Below are 25083 nucleotides of genomic sequence, written 5' to 3' on the forward strand. Positions count from 1 at the left end.
TTTTTTCCGTTTTCGGGATAAATTAATGAAATTTTATCTAATCTAAGATTCTGATTTTTTTGAAGCCTCTTTTTTCCCTACCAAAAAGGCAATAAAAGTAAGTGAAATGCCAACAAACATGAGGTAGCCGCCCGCTTTTGGATAAGAATGCGCTCTAAAATTAAGAATGTCTTTAGACCCAAATAGGGGTGGCTGAAATCCCATTGGAGATCCATCCGGATTTTTAAACTGCATAATGGCTTTCGGATCTAGATCGTGGCCATAATCGTACTCCCACAAATAAAAATCGTACATCCCTGCTATGCAGAGTACGCTCATCAGAATAAACCAAAACAAATACAATTTATATTTTCCTGAAAAACCAATGGCCACACCCAAAATAACCATTGCGATGATCACTATGGGAAATATTTTAAACTCAGGTATTGTTTCCGGTATATATTTCATTCCCACATAATGGTTCATCAAATTGATGTTCTTGATGTCGTGTTCATGGTAATCTGTAAACTTATTGATATGAATATCCATTCCCAACGGAATAGGGTATTGAGGAGCTTCTAGGGTAATATTCCACAAAGGAAATACAAACAAGCTCAGCAATAACAATGAGCCGATGATCATTAAAATTTTTGATTTTTTCATCTTGATTTGGCTTAAAAAACGGACAGAATATCGCCATGGAGATTCTGCCCGTTTCTACAAAACATACTAAATATAAAACTATGTACTACGGTAATTCATTTTAAAGCTCATCTCCATCTAACGTATAGGTAATCGGCACACTAGATCCTTTTGGAGATACGCGCACGTAACCTTGCATTTCCTGGTGAAGTGCAGAACAGAAATCTGTACAATAAAATGGCCACACACCAACTTGTTTTGGCTCCCAAACAAAAGTTTCTGTTTGTCCTGGCATGATCAATAATTCTGAGGTATTTGCCCCGATCATTGAAATACCATGAGGCACATCATAATCTTGTTCTAAATTGGTGACATGGAAATACACTTTATCTCCCACCTGAACACCTTCGATATTATCTGGTGCAAAATGCGAACGTATCATCGACATATAAATATGTACTTCGTTTCCGTTTCTTACCACTTTTGCTTCCCCTTCATTAGAAATAGCGTATTCGTGCTTATTTTCTTCTAGTTTGAATATTTTTCTGGAATTCTTAGCCACGATATCAGCAGCGATCCCTGCGGCATAATGTGGTTCTCCAACAGTTGGGAAATCGAGTAACAATTCCATTTTTTCGCCGGTAATGTCATACAGCTGTGCAGATTGTGTTACTTCCGGACCAGTTGGCAAATATCTGTCTTTGGTAATTTTATTCATCGCAACCACATATTTTCCAAATGGTTTTCTGGAATTTCCACCGGGGATCATCAAGTGACCCACCGAGTAATAAGTTGGTTTTCTATCCACAACTTCCCAAGTTCCTAATTTCCATTTCACTACTTCAGAAGAAATAAAGAAGGTAGTATAGGCATTCCCTTGTCCGTCAAATTCTGTATGAAGAGGGCCTAAACCTGCTTGTTTTACAGAACCTGCCAAGGTAGCTTCATAACTCAAAATTGGAATTCCGTAAGCCTCACCATCAAAATTCTTTTCTTCTATGGCTTTGATCATTTTGCTAAATGAGTGCGCTGTGATCTCTGCTGCCAATTTTCCACTTCCAATAATATATTCTCCACTTGGATCTACGTCACAACCATGGGGTGATTTTGGGGTTGGCATAAAATAAACCGCACCCGGTACTTCTGTTGGATCAACCACCACAACTTCCTTTTTCATGGTTGAAGTTGCTGTATGGGTGTCTTCGTTGTATACATTATGTGCATAATTGGCAGGCGCTTTTGTTCCTCCTCCGTTTTTCACATACTCCTCAACCATTTTCCAGTTGATTGCTGCAATAAAATCCTTGTCGTTCTGAGAAGCATTTACTTCTAACAATGAGTTGGCCTCTTCGGTATTGTATGTAGTGAAGAAAAACCAACCATGAGAAGAACCTCTACCTGGATGAGATAAGTCGTAGTTAAAACCTGGCATCATAATTTGGAAAGCGATGTCCATATGACCGTGTTCTGGCTCAACAGATATAAATGTTAAGGCTCCTTTAAAGTTTCCTTTGTATTCTGAAATTGGCATATCGCGTTGTGGATATGGCACAGAAAAACGTGTTCCGGCAACAACATACTCGGTGTTCTCGGTAACAAAAGAAGAACTGTGGTTACCTGCTGAGTTTGGAATTTCGATAATTTCTGTTGTTTCAAAAGTGGTCAAATCAATTTTTGCAATACGCGGTGTATTGTTTCCATTGATAAATACAAACCTACCGTCTAATTCGCCTGCTGTTTGAGAAATATCAGGATGGTGAGAGTCATCCCAAGGAATAAAACCATGAGAAGTGTTCAACATAGGTTTTGTCTCTTCGTTAAATCCATAAGCTTTTTCTGCATCGACAGAAAAAACAGGAATTACTTTAAAGAGTCTTCCCGAAGGCAAGCCATAGACAGCCAATTGACCGCTAAAACCTCCTGAAATAAATGCGTAAAATTCATCGTGTTCACCGGGTGCCACATAAACTTTTTCTGCGGCATTGCCTGTGAGTGCACCATTTTTACTTCCCTCATTCCCTGTAGGTGCACAACTGGTGAATATGACAGAAGTGCTGAGGATAAGTGCGAAAAATCTAATTATTGTTTTCATTGTATTTAAGTTTCTGGTTGTTTATTATTTCTGGGTTCTAAAATATTCTAAGATAGCTCTGGCTTCCTCTTCGGTAAGACTCTGATTGGCCATTGGCGATAAATATTCTGCCAATAATTGTTTGGCCGCTTCGTTTTCTGCCACCATTTTTTCAGGAACCAAGATCATGTTCATGATCCATTCCGGCGTTCTTTTTTCTGTGATCCCTTTTAAGGCAGGTCCCACAAATCGTTTCTCTATTTTATGGCAAGCTGTACATTTGTTTTTAAACAACTCTTCTCCTGTAGCAGCCAATGTAGGGTCTATCTCTCCTAAACTCAGACTTGTAATAGGACCCACGCCTTTGTCTTCTTTTGGATCAATCGCTTTAGGTGTCTCTGCTGCTTTGGGCTCAGCACTTTCGGCATTTTCCTTTTTCTCCCCTCCACAACTCAACATAAAAAAGGCAAAGGTTGCCGTAAAAATCATTTTTTTTAACATAGTTTTATTCTTTAATTTATTTTGTATCTCATTCGGCTGGCACCAATACATTATCGATGACGTGTATCCAACCATTACTCACATTTACTGTTTTCAAAATTTTAGTTCCACCTACGTAGATACCATCTTCTTTATCTTCTACAACAAGGTATTGACCGGATGCCATATACAATTTTCTTCCTTTGCTCGCTTCTTTCTTTAATTGAGTATCAGGATAATTGGCAGGCGCCACATGATTGGTTAAAATGTAGGCTAGTTTTGCTTTGTTTTCAGGCTTTAACAACTCCTGTACTGTTCCTTCAGGTAACTTATCAAAAGCGCCGTTTACAGGTGCAAATACGGTCAATGGCCCGGCATTGACAAGGGCATCTTGTACTCCAGCTGCCTCTACGGCTGCTACCAAGGTTTTAAAATCATCAAGAGACTTGGCCACCTGAAGCGCATTTGCCTCAGAAACATTGTCTTGAACGGCAGCCTGACCTTTATGCTCGCTGATTTCAGTCGCAGCTGCTCCACTTTCTTCTTTGGCAGCTTCCTTTTTCTGACAAGATAATAGCCCTAATAAAAGAAGTACCACCCAAATAAAATTCCTTGTTTTCATAATTTTTGTTCTATTTTTATTGCGTTATATAGTTTTAATGTGATTTAAGTTACAAATGTAAATGAGTAAGAATAGATAATTAATGACTTTTATCATATTAAAGGGTCTTTTTATCTTTTATTTTCGCCATATGTTATCGAATGAATGTAAATACGGGATCAGAGCTGTGGCTTATTTGGTGGATTTGAGCCATTTAAATAAACATGTAGGCTCAAAAGAAATGGCGGAACATTTGGATATACCTGCTCCTTTTTTAGCAAAAATCCTTCAAAAACTGAGTCGTGGAAATGTAATCAGCTCTGCAAAAGGACCTGGTGGCGGTTTCTTTCTCAAAGATGAGAACATGACAAGAACTTTAATCGATATTGTCAATTGTATTGATGGACCGGGGGTTTTCGAAAAATGTTTTTTGGGCCTACCGGTGTGCAACGATAAAAATCCATGTGCGGTTCATCATTTGGTGGTGAACTTTAGAAATACGATCAGAGATCACTTTCAAACCAAAACTTTTGCTGATTTCCCATATCTGGACAAAGGGATGTAAACGCTGGCTTAAAGGAATATTTCGTATATTTGCAGAACCAAATTACGCATGTTTACATGGTTCAGCAAGTCACAAAAGGTATTAAGATTTCAATCTCCACGAATTTCCAAGGAACTCATTTTGAGAATAGTACCATGTATTTTGTTTTTAGCTACACCATTCAAATAGAAAATCAAAGCAATGACACTGTCCAGTTGTTAAGTCGACATTGGGATATCTATGACTCCTTAAACAGCAAAGAAGTTGTAGAGGGCGAAGGCGTTGTGGGTCAAAAACCTATCTTATCTCCCAAACAGTTACACACGTATACCTCAAATTGCTTTTTAACCTCCCCCATAGGTTCTATGTCTGGCTATTACAATATGATCAATTTTGCTACGACCAAAAAATTCAGGGTACATATCCCTACTTTTCAACTCATGGCTGCTGCTATTTTGAATTGAGAAACGCATTTTGAAGCTTCGGTTTTATGTGTATCTTTAGGCTAACCAAAATCAATGAAATCTTCAACTCGATTCGAACACAATAAAAGGGGCGATCATTGCCTCAATTGCAACTCACCCCTGCAGTTAGACGATAATTTTTGTCACCAATGCGGACAGGTAAACGACACGAGTAAAATTAGTTTAAAACAATACTTTTCTCAATATTTATCGGGTTTTTTCAATTTTGATAACCGACTTTGGAAAACTGTTTACCCCTTGCTTTTTAAGCCGGGAAAAGTAACCAGAGAATATGTGCAAGGAAAAAGGATGAGCTACGTAAATCCCTTCCAACTGTATTTTCATGTCACCATTGTGTTCTTTTTACTACTCGGATTGTTCAAAACCTTTAAAGAGATCAAAGAGGCACGCGTGATCAATGATAAGTCGACAATAGTCCTGGATTCGGTTCAGCCTGTCCTTGAAAATATTAAAAAAGTAGATCTGCCAAAAAATCTGACCGGTATCGAGAATGTGGATATCCCCCAATTCGTAGATTCTATCAGCAAGCAAGGTGACAGCCTTCACAGTTATTACAAAACATTGATCAGTAAATACCTAGACTCTGTTTTTCAAGACAGCATCACCCTGCATCAATTAAAAGACCCTGATATAAAACTTGCCCAACAGGATTCCATTTTCGATACCATTTTTGGACCGCATCTCGACTACTACGGTAAACTTTTATCAGATAGCGACAACATTAAAATTGAAGAAGTAGGAGAATTAGCCAGACTGAATGAATTAAAAAGTTTTTCGGTTGAATATGCCCAGGGGATTTTAGAGCAAAAACAAATTGATTATAAAATTCCGGAAAAATACACCTTGTCTACGGAAAATTCTGTGCTCAAAGCCTTATTGGGTGAAAGTACTTTTTCAAAATTAAATGAGCTCATGGAGTATGATAAGGAACACCCTGATCTTGAAGCTCCCTTGGCTCTAAAAGAAATGGGTTATGAGAATTCTTACTGGAATATATTTTATTATACCAAAGCGAAAAAGGTAAATCAATTAAAAGATGACCCCGAGGCATTTGGTAAAAATTATTTAGGGGAGATCATTTCCAAAATCTCTGTAGCTCTTTTCTTTTTACTGCCCATTTTCACCTTGGTGATGGCACTTTTGTATATCAGAAGCCCATATAATTACACAGAACATTTGGTTTTTGTCTTTCACGTACAAACGGTGTTTTTTATCCTGTTCACGCTCACAATTGTGATCGATCAATTAACTGATTTTTCTACTACAGCGCTGATGATCACCACCTTGTTCCCAATGTATTTATACCTCGCGCTAAAGAAATTTTATGGGCAGGGTTGGTTTAAAACTTTGGTCAAATTCTTATTGTTGAATACATTTTTTATCGCGCTAAGCATCATTGGTTTTGTGATCATTTCATTCATTACTTTTTTGATCTGACCTCATCGATAGGGATATACTGCATGTCTATGGCATTATCACTTTTTTCTACAGAGGTAATACTGACCGTTCCTCCCCCTTTTCTTGACATCAATACATCACTTTCCGGATTACCCTCCCCTGCTGTGCGATGAAAGCTGAGTAAATTTTCCCGATTCAACGTATTGCCTTTTCGCCAATCTTTGAACCACTTTTCTCTTTTTGCTTTTACCTCATCAGTATAAAGTGTAGAAGATGACCAAATGGCGGGTTTTTGGGGTAAAATCCTGAAATGCTTTTGTTCACCATCCCAAACAAATTCGAAAGCAAACAATTTAAAATCCCATTCCACGATCACCAAAGTAAACGGTTCGATATCTAGGAGATCAATTTCCTTCAATCCTAGATTGATATCCTCCACTTTTAACAGCTCGATCACTACATGTCCTCTGCTTTTTCTGTATTTTTCTTGAGCCACATGATCCTGAAATCCACCGTTGAGCAAACAGATCAATCTTTCCCGGCTGCTATAGCCTATCCAAGAACCTCCCGCTTCACCATCTTTCGGAAAATGCACCGCTATCCCCTCTTGCATTTCTGTTTTTGGTGCATCAGCAGGTTTTCGGCTATAGGGCACATCACGACTGGAAGTGAGGATAAAATCGCCATTTTCAAAGGGAACATAGGTAACAGTACACATAGTCTAAAGTTCTGACTGCCAATTTACGCAAACCTTTCAAGCCTTTTAAGTGCTAAAAAGCACTACTTAAACCGTGCAAAAATCGTACATTTGATGTCTCAAAAATATAGTTTAACCATCAAATAAAAAAAGAAATGGCCACAGGATTTTATAAAGTACCCAAGGCAGTAAACGAGCCCGTGTTGGCGTACGGAAAAGGAAGTAAGGAAAGAGAAAGTTTGCTGGCGATGTACAAAAAAATGTATAACGAAAAAGCAGATATACCCCTGTATATCGGTTCCGAACAGATCAAAACAGGCGATACGGTGAGTATGCATCCACCCCACGACCACCAGCATGAATTGGGCGTTTTTCATAAAGCCGATAAAAAACATATCGAAAAAGCCATTGATACGGCTTTGGAAGCCAGAAAAAAATGGGCAAAAATGCCCTGGGAATCCAGAGCTGCCATTTTCTTAAAAGCAGCCGACCTTCTGGTTGGCCCCTATAGAGACAGAATGAATGCAGCCACCATGTTGGCGCAATCTAAGAATATGATGCAGACCGAAATTGATGCCGTTTGCGAATTGGCAGATTTTTTCAGGTTCAACGTAGAATTTATGTCGCAGATCTACGCAGACCAACCTATTTCTGTGGAAGGGATCTGGAACCGCATGCAGTACAGACCGCTCGAAGGTTTTGTCTATGCCGTCACGCCGTTTAACTTTACCTCTATTGCCGCAAACTTACCTGCTGCTCCGGCCATGATGGGTAACGTAGTGGTTTGGAAACCGGCAGAAACCCAGGTGTACTCTGCCCAGGTGATCATGGAAATCTTTATGGAAGCAGGTGTACCTCCGGGTGTGATCAATATGGTCACAGGAAAATCTTCGATGATTACAGATATAGTGATGAACCACAAAGATTTTTCGGGTATCCACTTTACCGGTTCAACCCCTGTATTTAATAGCTTTTGGGAAACCATTGGCAACAATATCAAAAAAGGCTTGTACAGAAGTTATCCCAGAATTGTAGGAGAAACCGGAGGAAAAGATTTTGTGTGGATGCACCATACTGCAGATGCCAAAGCAGTAGCAACGGCTTTAACTAGAGGGGCTTTTGAGTTTCAAGGACAAAAATGTTCTGCCGCTTCTCGCGCCTATATCCCAAAAAGCAAATGGGCAGATGTGAGAAAATTTATGGAGGCCGATTTAAAATCGATCAAAATGGGAAGTCCGGAAAACCCTGAGAACTTTGTAAACGCTGTCATCGATAAAAGAGCATTCGACAAATTATGCGGTTATATCGACCAGGCCAAAAAGGACAAAGATGCGGAAGTGATCATCGGAGGAAATTACGATGGATCTAAAGGTTACTTTATAGAACCTACCGTTATATTGGCAAAAACCCCAAAATATGAAACTATGTGTACCGAATTATTCGGACCGGTTTTAACGGTGTATGTATATGAAGATAAAGATTGGAAAGAAATTCTTGAAATCATGGATCAAACCTCGATCTATGCATTAACAGGAGCTATTTTTAGTCAGGACAGGTATGTGATCGACTATGCCACAGACGCTTTAGAAAATTCGGCGGGTAATTTTTACATCAACGACAAACCTACTGGTGCCGTGGTAGGTCAACAGCCCTTTGGCGGTGCAAGAGGATCGGGAACAAATGACAAAGCAGGTTCTGTTTGGAATTTGTTGCGTTGGATCTCTAACAGAACCATCAAAGAAAATTTTGTTCCACCAACCAATTACCGTTATCCGTTTTTAGAAGTGTAAAAATGTAAGGAGGAGAGCAATTGTTAAGTGATTGTTAAATTACAGAATTTCAGGGCCTTTTAGCAAAAATTAGCCGATGAATGTAATTCCCAATCAAATATTACTTATCTTTGCCCCTATTATAATTTATATCACAATACAATGAGTACAGGAACTGTAAAATTTTTCAATGAGTCGAAAGGATTCGGATTCATTATCGAGGACGAATCATCTAAAGAGTACTTCGTACACATATCAGGTCTATCTGATCGTGTAAAAGAAGGAGACAATGTAGAATTCGACCTTAAAGAAGGTAAAAAAGGATTAAACGCGATAAATGTAAAGAGAATTTAGTATTTATTCTTTAATTTTTTTAAGATTGAAAGCCCGCACATTGCGGGCTTATTTTTGTTTGAAATCTAAGCCGGCTTATATTTAAGCGGCAAATGCACCACTTTTTTTGTTTCAAAAAAGGCCTCGTCAAAATAATCGGAAAGGGCAAATACTTTTGCTTTGGGAAAATGTTGAAGTTCTTCGCTCAGGTCTCCCCCTTTTAAATAAAGAATACCATTGCTTAATTCGTGTAAGGATTTTTTCCTGATCTTGTTTTTTGTCCATTTCGTAAAATCATCCATCTTGGTCACGGCTCTGCTGACAATAAAATCAAACTCTCCTTTTACTTGTTCTGCCCTCATTTGAACCGCTTTTACATTTTTTAAGCCCAGGGCCTGCGCCACTTCTTGTACCACCGTTATTTTTTTACCGATAGAATCTACCAGTAAAAATTCTGTTTCAGGGAACAGAATAGCCAAAGGGATACCCGGAAACCCGCCACCAGTGCCTATGTCTAAAATTTTTGAGCCCGCCAAAAAAGGCTGGACCTTCGCTATGCCCAAAGAGTGTAGCACGTGTCTTTCATACAATTCGTCCATATCTTTTCTGGAGATCACATTGATCTTTTGATTCCAATCCCGATACAAACCCTCTAATTGCTCAAATTGTTCTATCTGCCTTTGGCTCAGTAAATCGAAGTATTTGTTGATTTCTTTCATGCTCATTATTTCTGCCACAAAAATACAACGAATTTCATTTAACAATTTGTGAAAAATTTTTAATTAAACTTTAAAAAAACTCCTAACTTTGCGACCAAAGACTACATTTTTTTTAATTTAAGTAAGTATTTAATGAAGGAGATTAAATTTATGACAAGGGATAAATCGAATTTTTTCAGAACCCTTAACAAACGAGTAAACAACTATTTTAAAGATCAAGGCATAAAAAAAACAGGTAATTGGAAGCTTTATTCAAAAGCTGCACTGATGTTCACCATTTACTTATTACCCTTTATTCTAATTCTAACCGTGGATATGCCGGGTTGGCTACAATTAATTTTAGCTGTGATCGCCGGAATTGGCATGGCCGGTGTGGGGATGAATGTGATGCACGACGCCAACCACGAATCGTTTTCAGACAAGACCTGGATAAATAAAGTGATGGGCGGCAGTATGTATATTCTGGCGGGAAATGTGTATAACTGGCAGGTACAGCACAATGTCTTACACCACACCTATACCAACATTCAAGGTTACGACGAAGATATTGAAGCGGGTAGGATCATTCGGTTTTCAGAACACGCCAAACAATTAAAAGTGCACCGTTTTCAAAAATACTATTCGCTCTTTTTGTACGGATTATTGAGTTTAAACTGGGCCATTACCACAGATTTTAAACAAACGCGCAAGTATCTGAAAAGAAAACTTTCTTTTGGTAAGTTGCCTAGCCCTGCGAAGCAATGGACAACTTTGATCATCTCAAAGATCATCTATTATTTTATATGGATTGGTTTACCCCTTATATTTACCGATCTGGCCTGGTGGCAGATCGTGATAGGTTTTGTGGTGATGCATTACACCGCAGGAATGATCTTGAGCGTGATCTTCCAACTCGCACATGTGATGCCCAATACAGATATGCCTTTGCCCGATGAAAACGGTAACATGGAACATACCTGGGCCATTCACCAATTGTTTACCACTTCTAATTTTGCGATCAACAATAAGCTTGTCAATTTTTATACCGGTGGATTAAACCATCAGGTGGAACACCATATTTTTCCACATATTTCTCATATTCACTACAAGAAATTATCTGAAATTGTCAGAAATACGGCGAATGAATTTAACCTGCCTTACAATGAGTACAAGACCATGGTTGAAGCTTTTGTACAACATTTCAGGCAATTAAACTATTTGGGCCACCAACACGAGCTTGCATAATCACTTTTTTTCTATAATTCATATTTCATGTCACAACAACTTTCAGATAGAATAAACAGTTTACCTGTTTCTGAGACGCTTGCTATGGCGGCAAAAGCCCGCGAATTAAAAGAGCAAGGCAAAGATATTATTAGTTTAAGTTTGGGGGAGCCGGATTTTAACCCGCCTCAATTCATTAAAGATGCGGCCATAGAGGCCATCAATGGTGATTTTCACTCCTATTCGCCTGTCAATGGGTACAACGATCTAAGAGAGGCCATTTGCAGAAAATTTAAGCGCGACAATAATTTAACCTATACACCCAACCAGATAGTAGTTTCTACGGGTGCCAAACAATCTATTGCCAATGTGGCAATGGTCTTGTTAAATCCGGGTGACGATGTCTTATTACCAGCCCCTTATTGGGTGAGCTATTCTGCCATTGCTACTTTGGCAGAAGCTAATTTTATAGAGATTCCCAGCGGCATTGAAACTGATTTTAAAATCACACCTGAGCAGCTAGAGGCAGCGATCACGCCAAAAACAAAGATGATCTTTTTCAACTCGCCAAATAACCCCAGTGGTACGGTGTATACCGAAGCGGAATACCGTGCTTTGGCCAAAGTATTAGAAAAATATCCGAATATCTATATTCTATCAGACGAAATTTACGAGCATATCAATTACGGCGAACCTAATTTTAGTTTTGCTGCCATTGAAAGTATGTACGACAGAACCATTACGGTAAACGGTGTGGCAAAAGCTTTTGCCATGACCGGCTGGAGAATTGGTTACATCGGCGCACCGGAATGGATCGCAAAAGCTTGTACTAAAATTCAAGGACAAATAACTTCTGGTGCCAATACCATTGCCCAAAGAGCAACCATTGCGGCCCTGGACAACCCTGTGTCAAAAATTCAATTCATGGTAGATGAGTTTAAAGTGAGAAGAGATCTTATTTTAAAATTATTGGCTGCCATACCGGGTGTAAAGATCAATGTGCCTAAAGGTGCTTTCTATGTTTTCCCGGATGTATCTCATTATTTTGGAAAAACAATCAAAGGCAGAAAAATAAACAATGCCTCAGATTTCTCTATGTTCTTATTGGAAGAAGCGAACATTGCTACCGTAGCCGGAGATTCTTTTGGTGCACCTGATTGTATCAGAATTTCTTATGCCGCTTCTCAGGAAAATTTGAAAGAAGCCGTCAAGCGATTAGCTGCTGCGCTTGCATAGCCTGAAGCAAATATTTTTAAAATAAAAAAGCGGGTGTTCACCCGCTTTTTTTTGCTTTTGTGTTTAGTTTGCCATACACTGAGTTAGCCATTTAGCGTCTTTCAGTTCATACATCGTTATACATCTACCCAACAATAAAGAGAAACAAAAACTAGATCTAAAAAGAGCCCAAACAAAGCAAAAGACTTATTACCTTTATCATCAACAAAATCTTTACGCATGCATTTCCAAGTAAATTTTAAAACCCGCTGGTCTGATTTCGACCCCAACAACCATATGCGCCACTCGGCTTACAACGATTATGCGGCAGAATCCAGGGTTCGTTTTTTTGCAGAGCACGGCCTTTCTCTGATGGATTTCAACAAAGAAAATGTAGGTCCAATATTGTTCACAGAAAACACTTCCTTTTTTAGGGAAGTGAGCATAGGAGAGGATATCAAGGTAGAGCTCACTTTAAAAGGACTTTCAGAGAACGGGAAAAAATTTAAATTCCTGCATAAAATTTACAGACCCGATGGAGAAATAGCCGCGGAAATTGAAGTCTATGGCGCCTGGCTCGATTTGCAAAAAAGAAAAGTGACCATACCCCCAGAAATTATTCTAAACGTGGTCAAAGACATGGACCGCTCAGAGAATTTTGAGGTGATCTCCTAAGCGATCCGAATAACTTGTATCGCGCAAAGCTTTTACCTTGTAAAAATACCTAAATGATTGATTAAGGTATAACTCAATATAAAGATCGGTATTGATTCGACATTAACCATTCGCTAAAAATGGTTGATGATAATACCTCCTTCCGGTAGCCTTATACATGGCATTCGCTACTGCGGCAAAAATTGGTGGAAATGGCGGTTCTCCTAATCCGGTAGGATTGATCTCATTCTGAACAAAATGCACATCAATTTTTTTCGGAGCCTCACGATGGCGTATAATTCTATAATTGTCAAAATTAGAATTTTGCGGTTTGCCCTCACTGAATGTGAATTCACCGTATAAGGCATTCCCAATACCATCAGTGATCGCACCTTCAGCCATGTTTGTTGCCGCATCAGGATTCACAACAATACCACAGTCCAGGGCACACGTCACTTTTTTAACAACCGGTTTCCCATTTTCAATAACCATATCCAAGACATGGGCAGCATAAGAATTATGACAGAAATATGCAGATACTCCTCTGTGGAGATTCTCCTGGCTTTGACCCCAACCTGATTTTTCCCTTACCAATGCTAACACACCGGCGTAGCGATCGGCATCATAATCATTATTTTCCCCTACAGGGTTTTCTTTGGCTTTATTTAATAAATCGATTCGAAACTCAATAGGGTCTTTTCCCATGGTCTCTGCCAATTCATCCAGAAAAGATTGTTCGGCACTCGCCATGAAATTCGACCGAGGTGCTCTGAAAGCACCAATGGATATATTCGAATCTATGGTCCATTCTTCGGCTAAATAATGATCGACAGCTCCTGCAGGAAATCGATTCGCATGCAAGGGGCTTTCAGGAATACCGCCTGCCTTTACATGAAATGCGGTCAAATTATTATGCTCATCCAAAGCGGCACGGTAGGTTGCCTGATACGTAGGGCGATAGACACCCTGGGTCATATCATCTTCACGTGAATAGATCAACTTCACAGGTGCATTTACTTTTTGAGAGATCAACGCAGCTTCTACCACATAATGTGCATATGCTTTCCGGCCAAAACCACCACCCATTCGCGGTATTTCCATCTCAATATTTTCAGCGGGAATTCCCAAACTGCTCGAAAGTGTTGGAACGATGATTGCAGGTGCCTGAAGCGGTGCTGCTATGAAAGCTTTATCGCCTTCCACATGGGCAAATGCAGTGAGGGGTTCCATAGAAACATGTGCTAAATAAGGAGCAGAATAGCTTCGCTCAATTACTTTGGCAGCTTTTTTAAAGGCTTCTTCCGGATTCCCATCTTTACGAACAACTCTTCCCGGCTTACTGGCCATTTCTGACATTTGCACCTTGTGTTGTGCCGAAGATTCAAATCCAGCTGGTGTATGAACGGTTTGTTGCCTTCCAAATCCATTTACGATCTCCGTACGACCTGAAATAGGTTTCCATGATATGCTCACTTCTTTTTTGGCTTGCATCACCTCCCAGGTTGAATGGCCAACAATAGCGACCACCTCCGGAAAGGCATTCGTATCGAACATGCCCTTAGAAAAATCGTCCTTATAGGTTATGATCGCAAAGACATCTTGAATGCCCGGCATCGATCGGGCAACGGAATCATCTGTGATTGCATCGAGCGTCAATCCAAAGGCCGGAGGATGAATTACCATAGCAATGAGCATATCTTCTTTTTGATAATCAGATCCAAAAATGGTTTTACCCGTTATCAGATCCCTGGCATCTACATTTTTTTGGGATTTCCCAATGATCGTAAAATCTTTCAGGTCTTTTAATGTTACTTCTTTCGGAACTTCCAATTGTGCTGCGGCAGATGCCATTTCCCCATAACCTGCCGATTTCCCTGTTGATATGTGATGTAACACACCTCCTTCAGTAGTCACTTCTTCGAGGGGAACTTGCCATACCTGAGCAGCTGCCTCTCGTAACATGTGTTTTGCTGTAGCACCTGCCATCCGCAAAGGCTCCCAGCGAGATCGGATCCCCTGGCTACCACCGGTAAACTGAAAACCGTATTTTGTGGGATGATAAGGAGCTTGTTCAACGATGACGTCTTTCCAATCTATATCCAGTTCTTCCGCCAACAACATGGGCATAGAGGTACGGACATTTTGACCAAATTCCGGATTGGGGGTATACAGGGTCACCAATCCATTATCTCCAATTTTTATATAGGAATTGATCTCGAACCATTCTTTGGGCTTAGCCAGCACCTCTTTTTCAGTTTTATGCTGACAGGAGGTCAACCAATTAAAACCTAAAAGTAATCCGCCACCGGCCAAAGCGGAAGATTTTAAAAATGAACGTCTGCCCATGGAAGTTTTTACAGTAGTCATTGCAAATATTTTTTAAAGTTTAAAAAGGTATTTCTAAGCAACAAAGGATTAAGCCAATTTTGCCGCAGTTTTTATCGCTGCTTTGATCCTGGTATAGGTGCCACATCGACAAATATTACCGTTCATGGCTGCCTCAATTTCCTCATCACCGGGATCGGGATTATTTTTCAGGAAGGCTGCAGCCGACATGATTTGCCCGGATTGGCAATAGCCGCATTGGGGTACATCTTGCTCCATCCAGGCTTTTTGTAACGGATGGTCTCCTTTTTCCGACAATCCTTCAATGGTCGTGATCTCTTGTCCTCCAATTGAGGAAACCGGCAATTGGCATGAACGCACGGCAACTCCTTCTAAATGAATCGTACACGATCCGCACTGGGCTATACCACAGCCGTATTTTGTGCCCGTTAAATGAAGATGATCTCTGAGTACCCATAATATCGGGGTTGCAGGATCAACATCTACTTCGCTTTGTTTCCCGTTAACATGTAATACATATTTTGCCATAATTCATACTTTATTTTTTCATGTAAAATGATGGAATTTTTAAAATCAATTCAAAGATCTAAACTGAACAGGTGTATATCCGGTTTCATTTTTAAACATTCGGCTAAAATGTTGCGGGTACTTAAACCCCAATTCATAAGCGATCTCGGAAACTGTTTTGTCAGCATCGTACATTTTGTTCTTGGCCAGATGGATCACTTTATTTTGGATATATTCTTGAGCAGAAATCCCCGTTTCCTTTTTGATCAGATCGCCAAAATAGTTGGCCGATAAATGAAGGGCATCTGCAAAATAAGCCACAGAAGGCAACCCCTCTTTAAGGGGTTTGTCAGAAGAAAAATAAGCGTTCAACAATCGGTCAAACTTTTCCAAAGAACCTTTGTTCTCCATTTCCCGGGTCAGAAATTGCCTGTCGTAAAAACGCATACAGTAATCCAAAAACAGTGCTATAGTCGTCACAATTAATTTCTTGCTGTGCTTGTCAAGATTCTGCTCCAGCTCAAATTGTATTTTCTCCAATAAACTCAAAACCACTTTACGCTCTTTGGCAGAAATGTGCAAAGCTTCATGTGAGGAATAAGAAAAATAACTGTACTGCGCCATTTTGCTTGCCAGATCTGTTCCTAATAGTAGGTCGGGATGAAATAAAAGGGCATGACTGGACGGTTTGAATTTTTTTTTGATATGCCTGACATTGACCAATTGACCGGGAGCCACAAAAACCAATGTTCCCTCCTGGTAATCGTATTGTTGGCGGCCATAACGCATTATACAAGCTTCTCCTTGTTTCAGAAAAATACCATAAAAATGATAGCGAACAGTTTCCGTATTCTCTTGAGTTACCCATTTACCTTTAGAAAGATCATGCACTGTAACCAAGGGATGTAAGGTAGACAGATTAAACTTTGAAGAATAATCATTCACTGTTAACAAATCTTTTATCTCGCTCATACTACTTTAAAAATAACAATTAATTTGGTAATTCATGGTCTTTGATAATGGATTCCGTAAAAATGGTAGACAAAACCGTAAAGTAGGTAAGACCATTGAAATAAATGATCCCTATTTTTGAGTAAGTTAGATTTACACATACGCGCTTTTATCTGTTTGTTGGAATAAATTTTAATATCTTCATCCAGACGCGTAAAAAAAATATTCGACGAATGAGTGAGAATTTTTGACAAATAAAAATGATATAAATCTCTAAAAATAATAATATGAAACGATCCATTATACTGCTTTTCATTGCGTTTATTAGTGTACACTTGAGCATGGCACAAGCTAATTCAACGGACCAAGCCATCATTCAACTGTCAAAAGACAAATGGCAATGGATGGCCGATAAGGATGTTGATAAGCTCGCTACCCTTTTTGATGATGATTCTAGGTTTGTCCACATGAGCGGTACCTGGGGAAAGGAAAGAGAACTCGACATCATCAAATCAGGAAGTATCTGGTATAAACAAGCCGATGTACACGATGTATTGGTAAAAATTTTTGGTGATACCGCCATTCTGTGGAACCGGATCACCCTCTTGGCACATGTAAGGGGCAACGACGTGTCTACAGAATTTACTGTAACCGAAGTTTATCAAAAACAAGGGAATACTTGGAACTTGCTGGATCTCACTTTTAGCAGTGTACGGGACACCCATAGCTTGGAACACTAGTCATCAACCTATAATTATTCAATTTTAAATACTTTCAAAATGAAGATAAAATATCTAGTCTTATTTTTTATTATGGTTGGTACTCAATGGCTACAAGCACAAATTTCTGCAGAAGAAAAGGACATCATCGAACTTTCTAAAAACAAATGGCAATGGATGGCCGACAAGAATGTGGATCAGTTGACAAAGCTTTTTCACGAAAATGCAATGTTTGTACATATGTGAGGGTCATGGGGTACAGAACAGGAACTCAGGATCATTGAATCCGGGGGTATCTGGTACAAAAAGGCAGATATCCATGAGGTTTCGGTAAAGTTCATCGATCAAACCGCGATTCTCTTGAACCGGATCACCTTGCTGGCCGAAGTTGGAGGGAATGAAGTATCCAATCCCTTTGAAGTGACCGAAGTCTATATCAAGCAAAATGACCACTGGAAACTAGGTTCTCTCTCATTTACCAGGCTATTGGTACGTGAATAATGAAGATTGAAAATGGAACAAAACATTTCCCTATCAACACCGCTTAAAAGAATCACCGTTTTAGATGCCTTGAGAGGCTTTGCCTTGCTCGGGGTGATCCTGATGCACATGCTTCAACATTTTGGAATACCCTCTTTAGCTGACCAAATAGAAACACTCAGATTTCCGGCTCTTGATGAAGCCGTACAGTGGATAGGTTACAATGTTATCATGGGCAGGTTTATCAATATTTTTGCGTTTTTATTCGGATTGAGCTTTTTTATCCAGATGGATCGGGCAGCCAAAAAAGGGATTGATTTTCGCGGTCGCTTTGTTTGGAGAATGATCATTTTATTAGCGATGGGCTTGATAAGCCATGCCTTTTATAATGTTGAAATCATTTCTGTTTATGCTTTTTTTGGTTTATTAATGATTCCACTTTATAAAGCCAAAAACTGGGTATTACTGGTTCTTTTCTTCTTTTTCTTACTCGGTGGACCCCGACTCATCCAGATCTATAAACACAACCAAACAACGAAAATAGAAATGACAAACCAAAAAGAGGATGCGGTTGAAATTCGGGAAACACCTCAAATACCGGAATATCTCAAAAACCCTTCTTTTCTGAATTCTGTGAAGTATAACTATCAAGAGCGTTTTACAGGTAAACTAAGCTATCAATTTGGCCTAGTTGGCAGGGGTTATATCACCTTTGCCCTTTTTATTTTAGGACTATTTGTTGGCAGGATTCGTTTTTTTGAAAAATTAGCCGGACAAAAAGGTCAAAACAAGAAGCTATTTATTGGCTTTCTGTTAGCTACCATTTTGGTAATTGTATTAATTAACCTCTTACCTCCTTTAAATTTGCGGATTCTGTTTAGACCCGACGGGCAAATACTGAGCCCTTCCATCGCTTTTGCCAAGACTTTGGAAGATCTGAGCCTGGTTCTTTCTTCGGCTGCACTTACTTTAGGCTTTATTTTGCTGTACCAAAAAGAAAAAATAGGCAAATACCTTGAGGCTTTATCTCCTTATGGGCGAACAGGCTTGACCAACTATCTGATGCAAGGTGTAATAGGTTGCCTCTTATTTTCTCCCTGGGCATTTGGTACTACTTTTAGCGGGTGGGGAGCAACAGCCTTATTTGTACTCGGAATCATGATCTATATCATACAAGGTATCATCAGTAAAAAATGGCTCCAAGATTATCTCTACGGACCTCTGGAATGGCTTTGGCGCTCTTTGACCTATTTGGATTTTCAACCTTTTAGAAAAGACAAAACAAAACATTAGTATGAACTCGATACATAAAAGGTATGTTCTTCGTATTGGCGAAAATCCCTTATCTTGAAAATCATTTTGTCTTCGTCTTTTAAGACCGGATCTGACAAAAGAATTTACAAAATACCTTACATGAAAAAATCTAGTTCTCTTTTTTTTATTCTGGTCATGGCGCTGATCTACCAGTCTTGTGCTCAAAAAAATCCTGTACTGGATATTTTTCCTGTCGGAACGGTGTTACACGGAAACATCCCTTACAAGGACAATGCTTCGCCTAAACAACTACTCGACATTTATTTACCAAAAAATACCCAAGGAAAAGTGCCCCTGGTCATTTTTATACATGGCGGCGCCTGGTTGCACAACGACAAATATGCCGACATGGGCTATATGAAAAAAACCGTTTCCGAAATTGTAAGCAGTGGTTTTGCCTTGGCATCCATCGATTATCGGTTCAGTACAGACGCTGTTTTTCCTGCTCAAATACAAGACTGTAATCGGGCAATTTCTTTTTTGTACGACAATGCCGATACTTATAACCTCGATAAAGAGCGCTTTGCTTTGATCGGTTTTTCTGCCGGTGGACATCTGGCTTCCTTGGCCGGATTATCTAAAAATGATCAGATCGAATCCTTTTTTATGCCCGGAACAAGCCGATCATTCCACTTAAAAGCCGTTGTAGATTTTTACGGCCCGGCCGATTTGATCTTATTTCCCGGAGCTGAGGATAAAAATTCGCCGGAAGCGTTGTTGATCGGTGCAGCACCTCTCGATCGCCCTGATCTGTCTAAAGCTGCAAGTCCTGTGACCTATGTGGATAAAAACGACCCGCCTTTTTTAATTGTTCATGGTGAAAACGACGACCAGGTTTCTCCAAAACAGTCGCGATTATTGAGTTCTTGGCTAAACGTAAAGGGTGTTCCCAATGAATTGATCATAGTGGAAGGAGCTCCTCATTACGGAGAAATGTTCGATGCGGAAAAAGTGAGGAAAAAGGTAATCCCTTTTCTTCAAAAATATTTAAAATAAGACAAAGTATATGAGAAAAAAAAGAATAGGCATCCACATAAGCGATCAGCTTCGCAAAGGACTGGTCCTTTTGGGTCTGTTCACCCTTTGCCTCAATGCCCAAGATATATCAAAACAAATGCTGACATCGAGGCAACATAGCATGGTTGCGATTGCCGCCTTAACTGCTGTGAGTGACTATCCGGCACTAAAAACAGCCCTGAATGAAGGTCTAGAATCTAATTTAACCATAGCTGAAATCAAGGAAGTAATGGTTCACCTTTATCCTTATTGCGGATTTCCCAAAAGTATCCGGGGCCTGCAAACATTGATGGAAGTGCTGGAAGAGCGGAAATTAAGAGGGATCATGGATGAAATGGGTAGAGAGGCTACTCCCCTAAATGATGAAAGAAGCAAATACCAAAGGGGTAAAGAGAACCTAGAAAAGTTGATTGGAAGACCGATCACTGCACAAAGTGCTTATGCAGAATTTACCCCCATCATTGAAATCTTTCTAAAAGAACATTTGTTTGCAGATATTTTTGACCGGGATGTGTTGACCTATGCAGAAAGAGAGTTGGTGACGGTTTCGGTACTCAGTGCCATCGGTAAAGTGGAACCCATGTTGCGCGCTCATTTAAACATTTGTATCTATCAGGGATATAGTCCGGAACAATTGCAACAATTCATCAAAATCATCGACACTGTGGTTGGCGAAAAAGAAGCGCAGGAGGCGCTGCTGGTTTTAAATGAGGTTCTTCACGCGGAACCCCCAAATGAATAAAAAAATTTACTGTCATGAATTCCTTTTTAAAAATAAGCATAAGCCTGATCACGCTTTTATTCTTTGGTTGCCAATCAACAACACAGGAGAAAGATATTAGTACCAGCTCAGAATTGATCTTCCCAAAAGGGAATCAATTGGAAAGTGAAAATTTTAAAGGGAACGTTTGGTTTATTCCATTGATAGAGAACGACAGCCTTAACCAAAACGCCGTTGGTAGTGTTACTTTTGAGCCCGGTGCCAGAACCCATTGGCATTACCATCCCGGTGGACAAATTCTACTGGCCATCAAAGGAATTGGTTATTACCAGGAAAAAGGAAGTCCTAGGCGCAAACTTCAAAAAGGAGACGCGGTGAAGTGTCCGCCAAATACGCCCCATTGGCACGGCGCCAGCCCCGAGGGAGAATTTGTCCAGGTGGCCATTACAGGCAGAGCAGATGGCCCCACGGTTTGGCTGGAACCTGTATCAGAAGCGGAATACAATGGCCTCACGAAGCATTAATTCGATTGAGAAGATTGGGAAAGGTTTAGAGAATATTTGAAGTGCCGATAAAAAAATCCTTTGTCAGTTCTCGTGCCGCGTAGCGGTTGATCGAGAACGATAACCGGAAAATGCAACAAAACCTCTCGATATAATCCCGATCCTCGGGATCACACAAGGTGACAAAATTGCCAGTTCGAATGTAGCAAAGCAAGGCAGATTCGCTGCAGCGGGTATCGAGAACAGTCCCACAAAAGAAAAATATCCCAAAGCCTAACTCTTTTGCCATATGCCATGAATTTCTATTACAACGAATAGATTACCTTGAGCATCCAAATTCTAGGAATGATAAAAGTTCTTTGGTCTGTAATTAAATAATCTGAAAAAGTGTTTTGATATTTATAACGGGCATCCAATATATTAGTACCTGAGATGGTAAAACGCCAGGCGCTATCTTCTTTTTGATAACTGAGGGATGCATTTGCATTTTCATAGCTATTCCTCTGACCCTTATAATTGGTATAAAAGAATTTTGAATAATCTGCCTCCAAGAAAAAGTCTTCCAAAAACCGATAGGTCAATAAAACATATGGCTTTTGGGTGCGAAATTCTGTATCAGAATAAATGGAAATATAATTATTGATAGAAAAATTGTAGCCTAATTCGATCTCTGGAAACTTATTGAAATTTGTTTTCAGAGATAAACCATAATTTTGACCTTCTGAAGCAACTTTGGAGAATTCATTATTGAGCTGTTGAAAATAATCTGACCAAGAAACATCTACTTTTCCACTTAGTACAAATTTCCAAATATTCTTTCGAATGCCGGCATTGATACCCCACTGTGTTTCGGGTTGATCAAATAGGACAGGCGATGAATAAAAATTGATACCATCTAAAACTACAGCATTTTTTACGCTTTCAATTTTTCGATTATACCGAATACTTCCATTGAGGATAATTCCTCTATATAAACTAAACTTCGTATACCACATTCTTGCAGCGTGATACAATCCATTTTCCAAATTTTCATTCCCTTTAAATACTGCGTTATAATTGCTAAGCAAAAAACGGTTGGCAAATTTGGGAGCATCTTCCCATGAACTTTTTAAATCGTATTTGAGATGGATCCTTTCAGATTTAGTGATTTCATAGGTGGTCAGAAAATCAGGGAGTAACACCCATTTATTATCATTTACTACAACCTGTTGACCTGCTTTCCAGTTGTAACGATGTGCAGAAATTCCATATTTAGCGGTTAAATCTCCAATCCTAAACTTGTGCTGTACACCTACAAAAAAATCATTTAAACTAAACTCTAAATCGTTGCCAAATCCACCCTCATAAAAATCATTCTCTTCGCCGGAGTTGAGCAGCTGATATGTTTCAGTAAAATAATCCTCTTGCAATACATTATTTCCTATCGTAACATAGATGTGATTCCTATTGTTCAACACCCAATAAAATTTATACAAGGCATTGAGATGATGAATCTTAAGTTTTACAGTTTGTGACAGATCGTATAATTCTTGAGGTACGATGGGTAAAAGTCCTGGTAAAATTTCCTCATCAGAGATCCATTTTGAAAATGGATTGGTTCGATCATAGTTGTAATTTGCGGTAAAGGAGTGAGTGAACTGACCGCTAAATTTTTTGTGCCACTCAAAATTTTGTTTGAAACTAGTTCCTGAATTATTTAATTGTGTATCAAAATTATTCTCTCCGTCGAGCGTTTGGCTCAATATATGCTCATTAAAATTGTTTTTATTGAATTTAAAAAAACCTGAATACGATATATCTTCTCTAAATCCGGGTTTATAATCTACAGCGATTTTAGATAATAAAAACCGATCTGAGCTTTCACCTTTGGCCAATTTTACCTCATTAACTATTGCATCGGGCTGGAGATATTGATTTAAATTTTCTTCCCTAAGAACCGTTTGAGTATCTGAAAAGATGGCATATGCAGTTGCCTCTATTTTTTTACTGATCATCTGGCTAATATTAAAAGCTGCAAAATTATTTTTTGCTGCTTCGAAATCATTATTTCGTAAAAAATTAGAAAAATCGCTGTTAGAAAGTTTATAATATGAACCAGGTTCTAATAAAAGTTTGCCCATACCACCTTCAAAATTCATATAGTCTTTCAGCGTAAAGGATTTTACACCTATATCATTGGCATCCCCTATTAAATTAACTTTTGTTTTTGGGCTGTAATAAAATAAACTCGGATGCATCAAATAGTGCTCATCTGTTCCTGCTCCCGCTTCTATATCCCCAAAAATAAATTTATTTTTATCTTGTTTAAGTTTGATATCGAGAGCCATTCTCTCTGAATCTGACAAGCCTTTTAAAAAGGAAACTCGATTATAGTTATCGATTACCTCCACCTCAGCTACTGCATCTGCCGGTATATTCTCTACACCCAACTTTGTACTTCCATCAAAAAACTTTTTCCCGTCAACCAATAAATCAGTGACTCTTTTGCCGTTCACCAAAACATTGCCCTCACGGTCTACTTCAACGCCGGGTAGTTTTTGGAGTACCTGTTTTAGTTTTCGCTCCTGGCCATCTACAAATACATCTGTTTTAAACCGAATAGTATCTTCCTTTACCAATACAGGGGAATCATTTATTATTACGATTTCGTCCAAACGATCTGTAGAAACTTTAAGTTCAATATTTTTTTTTACATCTTCAATTAAACTTACCGAAAAAATTTCTTTTTGAAACCCAAGATAGGTAACATGAATGGTATAAGGAAAGCCTTTTTCTAGCCACAATGTATACCTACCTTGTTCATCAGAAATAGAGAAAGTCATAGCAAGATCTACACTATCAGGTTTGGCTAATACATTGGCATAGGGTAAAGGGCTATTTAATGAGTCTGTAATAAACCCGGATAAACTCACTTGAGCAACGCAGCAATTTACCCAAAACAAAACAACCAATAAAACCTCCCTATTTGCCAATGTTATAACCTTTAGCCTATCAATTCTTATTTAACCTTTGGTCATATTTCTTCTTACTTTCATTTGCATTTCTTTCAAGTCCTCAGCAGTAACCTTTTTACCTTCATTTGGTTTATCAATGGTTAGATCTTTTTCAAAATATCTTATTTCCTTTATACTTAAAGTATACCGATATTTGGTAGCTTCAACAATAAGACCTGGCAGCCCCCCTAATCCTGCCGGACCAAAGGCTAATGGAATTTCTGGTGTAAACCAAACTACTATTTCTTGGTTATTATCACATCCGGCACATGACAATATTGCTTTATAGCAATTATATTTCCCAATTCTTTTATGCTCATGTGTTATTTGCCAGTCCCTTCGCAAATTACCTTCAATAAGAAAAAGTTCATTCATGGTTGTCAATTGATTCAAATTCTCATTTGTTTTGGTATTCTGGTAAAAAATTCCATTCGAAAATGTAAATTTTGATACATTAAAAGGAAAAGCTCCCTCTGAATCATCAATTGGTAAAGATTCTTCCACATCAAAATAGCTTTCATAAGCATTGAATTTCAATCTATACAAATGTAATCTGGCGTATTCAGCTGTTTTATCAGCCATCATTCTGGCGCTCATTTCATATTCATCCTTAGGTTCACCTTTAAATTTTTCGTACGAAAATGTATAGCTTACCTCTCCACTGTTTTGCGCTTTCAAACTTGCTGTGAGGAACATGGAAACGGTCATAAAAAGAGTAATTATTTTTTTCATGTAGATATAG

Annotated in this window: 25 protein-coding genes and 1 pseudogene; 15 read left to right on the forward strand and 11 right to left on the reverse strand. The window is 39.0% G+C overall.

What is annotated here, in order from left to right:
* Positions 1-42 precede the first annotated feature (42 nt).
* The 4 genes from ACFQ39_RS03180 to ACFQ39_RS03195 all read right to left on the reverse strand — a co-directional run bounded on the left by ACFQ39_RS03180 (position 43) and on the right by ACFQ39_RS03195 (position 3794).
* Complete coding sequence (locus ACFQ39_RS03180; protein WP_377176374.1) at positions 43-642, reverse strand: hypothetical protein; 600 nt, start codon at positions 640-642, stop codon at positions 43-45.
* 100 nt (positions 643-742) lie between these two features.
* The gene (nosZ, locus tag ACFQ39_RS03185; RefSeq protein WP_377176376.1) at positions 743-2713 is read right to left on the reverse strand and encodes a Sec-dependent nitrous-oxide reductase; all 1971 of its coding nucleotides are present in this window, start codon (positions 2711-2713) and stop codon (positions 743-745) included.
* 24 nt (positions 2714-2737) lie between these two features.
* Complete coding sequence (locus ACFQ39_RS03190) at positions 2738-3193, reverse strand: c-type cytochrome (protein ID WP_377176378.1); 456 nt, start codon at positions 3191-3193, stop codon at positions 2738-2740.
* Between the two features lie 28 nt (positions 3194-3221).
* The gene (locus ACFQ39_RS03195; protein WP_377176380.1) at positions 3222-3794 is read right to left on the reverse strand and encodes a fasciclin domain-containing protein; all 573 of its coding nucleotides are present in this window, start codon (positions 3792-3794) and stop codon (positions 3222-3224) included.
* An 82-nt stretch (positions 3795-3876) separates the two neighbouring features.
* Between ACFQ39_RS03195 and ACFQ39_RS03200 the strand changes: the two genes are divergently transcribed.
* The 3 genes from ACFQ39_RS03200 to ACFQ39_RS03210 are packed head-to-tail and all read left to right on the forward strand — an operon-like array spanning position 3877 to position 6239.
* Positions 3877-4338 (forward strand): RrF2 family transcriptional regulator, encoded by a 462-nt coding sequence (locus tag ACFQ39_RS03200; RefSeq protein ID WP_377176382.1) that lies wholly within the window; start codon positions 3877-3879, stop codon positions 4336-4338.
* A gap of 56 nt (positions 4339-4394) precedes the next feature.
* The gene (gene apaG, locus ACFQ39_RS03205) at positions 4395-4781 is read left to right on the forward strand and encodes a Co2+/Mg2+ efflux protein ApaG (protein ID WP_377176384.1); all 387 of its coding nucleotides are present in this window, start codon (positions 4395-4397) and stop codon (positions 4779-4781) included.
* 54 nt (positions 4782-4835) lie between these two features.
* Entirely contained in the window at positions 4836-6239 is a 1404-nt protein-coding gene (locus ACFQ39_RS03210; RefSeq protein WP_377176386.1) for a DUF3667 domain-containing protein, read from the forward strand.
* Here the strand turns inward: ACFQ39_RS03210 and ACFQ39_RS03215 are convergent.
* Positions 6223-6918, reverse strand: coding sequence for an NRDE family protein (locus ACFQ39_RS03215; protein WP_377176388.1), 696 nt, complete (start codon positions 6916-6918; stop codon positions 6223-6225). The genes ACFQ39_RS03210 and ACFQ39_RS03215 overlap by 17 nt on opposite strands.
* A gap of 134 nt (positions 6919-7052) precedes the next feature.
* Between ACFQ39_RS03215 and pruA the strand changes: the two genes are divergently transcribed.
* Together pruA and ACFQ39_RS03225 are read left to right on the forward strand one after the other, a co-directional pair.
* Positions 7053-8687 carry an L-glutamate gamma-semialdehyde dehydrogenase gene (gene pruA / locus ACFQ39_RS03220; protein WP_377176390.1) on the forward strand — a complete coding sequence of 545 codons (1635 nt, stop codon included), beginning with the start codon at positions 7053-7055 and terminating at the stop codon, positions 8685-8687.
* A gap of 141 nt (positions 8688-8828) precedes the next feature.
* Positions 8829-9020: a cold-shock protein gene (locus ACFQ39_RS03225; protein WP_377176392.1), complete on the forward strand. Its 192-nt coding sequence runs from the start codon at positions 8829-8831 to the stop codon at positions 9018-9020.
* Positions 9021-9085: 65 nt separating this feature from the next.
* On the opposite strand, the gene rsmG is transcribed toward ACFQ39_RS03225, so the two are convergent.
* Entirely contained in the window at positions 9086-9718 is a 633-nt protein-coding gene (rsmG, locus tag ACFQ39_RS03230) for a 16S rRNA (guanine(527)-N(7))-methyltransferase RsmG (RefSeq protein ID WP_377176394.1), read from the reverse strand.
* A 132-nt stretch (positions 9719-9850) separates the two neighbouring features.
* Between rsmG and ACFQ39_RS03235 the strand changes: the two genes are divergently transcribed.
* From ACFQ39_RS03235 to ACFQ39_RS03245, 3 genes are all read left to right on the forward strand, one after another.
* Positions 9851-10942, forward strand: coding sequence for a fatty acid desaturase family protein (locus ACFQ39_RS03235; RefSeq protein ID WP_377176396.1), 1092 nt, complete (start codon positions 9851-9853; stop codon positions 10940-10942).
* A 27-nt stretch (positions 10943-10969) separates the two neighbouring features.
* Positions 10970-12157 carry a pyridoxal phosphate-dependent aminotransferase gene (locus ACFQ39_RS03240; RefSeq protein ID WP_377176398.1) on the forward strand — a complete coding sequence of 396 codons (1188 nt, stop codon included), beginning with the start codon at positions 10970-10972 and terminating at the stop codon, positions 12155-12157.
* 219 nt (positions 12158-12376) lie between these two features.
* Positions 12377-12811 (forward strand): acyl-CoA thioesterase, encoded by a 435-nt coding sequence (locus ACFQ39_RS03245; protein WP_377176400.1) that lies wholly within the window; start codon positions 12377-12379, stop codon positions 12809-12811.
* Positions 12812-12913: 102 nt separating this feature from the next.
* Here the strand turns inward: ACFQ39_RS03245 and ACFQ39_RS03250 are convergent, their stop codons facing one another.
* The 3 genes from ACFQ39_RS03250 to ACFQ39_RS03260 are packed head-to-tail and all read right to left on the reverse strand — an operon-like array spanning position 12914 to position 16615.
* The gene (locus ACFQ39_RS03250; RefSeq protein ID WP_377176402.1) at positions 12914-15157 is read right to left on the reverse strand and encodes a xanthine dehydrogenase family protein molybdopterin-binding subunit; all 2244 of its coding nucleotides are present in this window, start codon (positions 15155-15157) and stop codon (positions 12914-12916) included.
* A gap of 48 nt (positions 15158-15205) precedes the next feature.
* Positions 15206-15664: a (2Fe-2S)-binding protein gene (locus ACFQ39_RS03255; RefSeq protein ID WP_377176404.1), complete on the reverse strand. Its 459-nt coding sequence runs from the start codon at positions 15662-15664 to the stop codon at positions 15206-15208.
* 45 nt (positions 15665-15709) lie between these two features.
* Positions 15710-16615, reverse strand: a complete 906-nt coding sequence (locus ACFQ39_RS03260; protein WP_377176406.1) for a helix-turn-helix domain-containing protein — start codon at positions 16613-16615, stop codon at positions 15710-15712.
* A 266-nt stretch (positions 16616-16881) separates the two neighbouring features.
* Here ACFQ39_RS03260 and ACFQ39_RS03265 point away from each other — a divergent pair, with 266 nt between their 5' ends.
* The 7 genes and pseudogenes from ACFQ39_RS03265 to ACFQ39_RS03295 all read left to right on the forward strand — a co-directional run bounded on the left by ACFQ39_RS03265 (position 16882) and on the right by ACFQ39_RS03295 (position 21369).
* Positions 16882-17334, forward strand: a complete 453-nt coding sequence (locus tag ACFQ39_RS03265) for a nuclear transport factor 2 family protein (RefSeq protein WP_377176408.1) — start codon at positions 16882-16884, stop codon at positions 17332-17334.
* 39 nt (positions 17335-17373) lie between these two features.
* Positions 17374-17559, forward strand: coding sequence for a hypothetical protein (locus tag ACFQ39_RS03270; RefSeq protein WP_377176410.1), 186 nt, complete (start codon positions 17374-17376; stop codon positions 17557-17559).
* A gap of 18 nt (positions 17560-17577) precedes the next feature.
* Positions 17578-17814: pseudogene (locus tag ACFQ39_RS03275) on the forward strand (nuclear transport factor 2 family protein); the annotation flags it as partial.
* 12 nt (positions 17815-17826) lie between these two features.
* Entirely contained in the window at positions 17827-19086 is a 1260-nt protein-coding gene (locus ACFQ39_RS03280; protein ID WP_377176412.1) for a DUF418 domain-containing protein, read from the forward strand.
* A gap of 120 nt (positions 19087-19206) precedes the next feature.
* Positions 19207-20103 carry an alpha/beta hydrolase fold domain-containing protein gene (locus tag ACFQ39_RS03285; protein WP_377176414.1) on the forward strand — a complete coding sequence of 299 codons (897 nt, stop codon included), beginning with the start codon at positions 19207-19209 and terminating at the stop codon, positions 20101-20103.
* A 10-nt stretch (positions 20104-20113) separates the two neighbouring features.
* Positions 20114-20866, forward strand: a complete 753-nt coding sequence (locus ACFQ39_RS03290) for a carboxymuconolactone decarboxylase family protein (RefSeq protein ID WP_377176416.1) — start codon at positions 20114-20116, stop codon at positions 20864-20866.
* Between the two features lie 14 nt (positions 20867-20880).
* The gene (locus ACFQ39_RS03295; RefSeq protein WP_377176417.1) at positions 20881-21369 is read left to right on the forward strand and encodes a cupin domain-containing protein; all 489 of its coding nucleotides are present in this window, start codon (positions 20881-20883) and stop codon (positions 21367-21369) included.
* A gap of 284 nt (positions 21370-21653) precedes the next feature.
* Here the strand turns inward: ACFQ39_RS03295 and ACFQ39_RS03300 are convergent, their stop codons facing one another.
* Both ACFQ39_RS03300 and ACFQ39_RS03305 read right to left on the reverse strand, forming a co-directional pair.
* Positions 21654-24320, reverse strand: a complete 2667-nt coding sequence (locus ACFQ39_RS03300) for a carboxypeptidase-like regulatory domain-containing protein (protein ID WP_377176419.1) — start codon at positions 24318-24320, stop codon at positions 21654-21656.
* 30 nt (positions 24321-24350) lie between these two features.
* Positions 24351-25073, reverse strand: a complete 723-nt coding sequence (locus tag ACFQ39_RS03305; protein ID WP_377176421.1) for a GLPGLI family protein — start codon at positions 25071-25073, stop codon at positions 24351-24353.
* Positions 25074-25083 lie beyond the last annotated feature (10 nt).

The organism is Namhaeicola litoreus (assembly GCF_042679565.1).
GTDB classification, from domain to species: domain Bacteria; phylum Bacteroidota; class Bacteroidia; order Flavobacteriales; family Flavobacteriaceae; genus Namhaeicola; species Namhaeicola litoreus.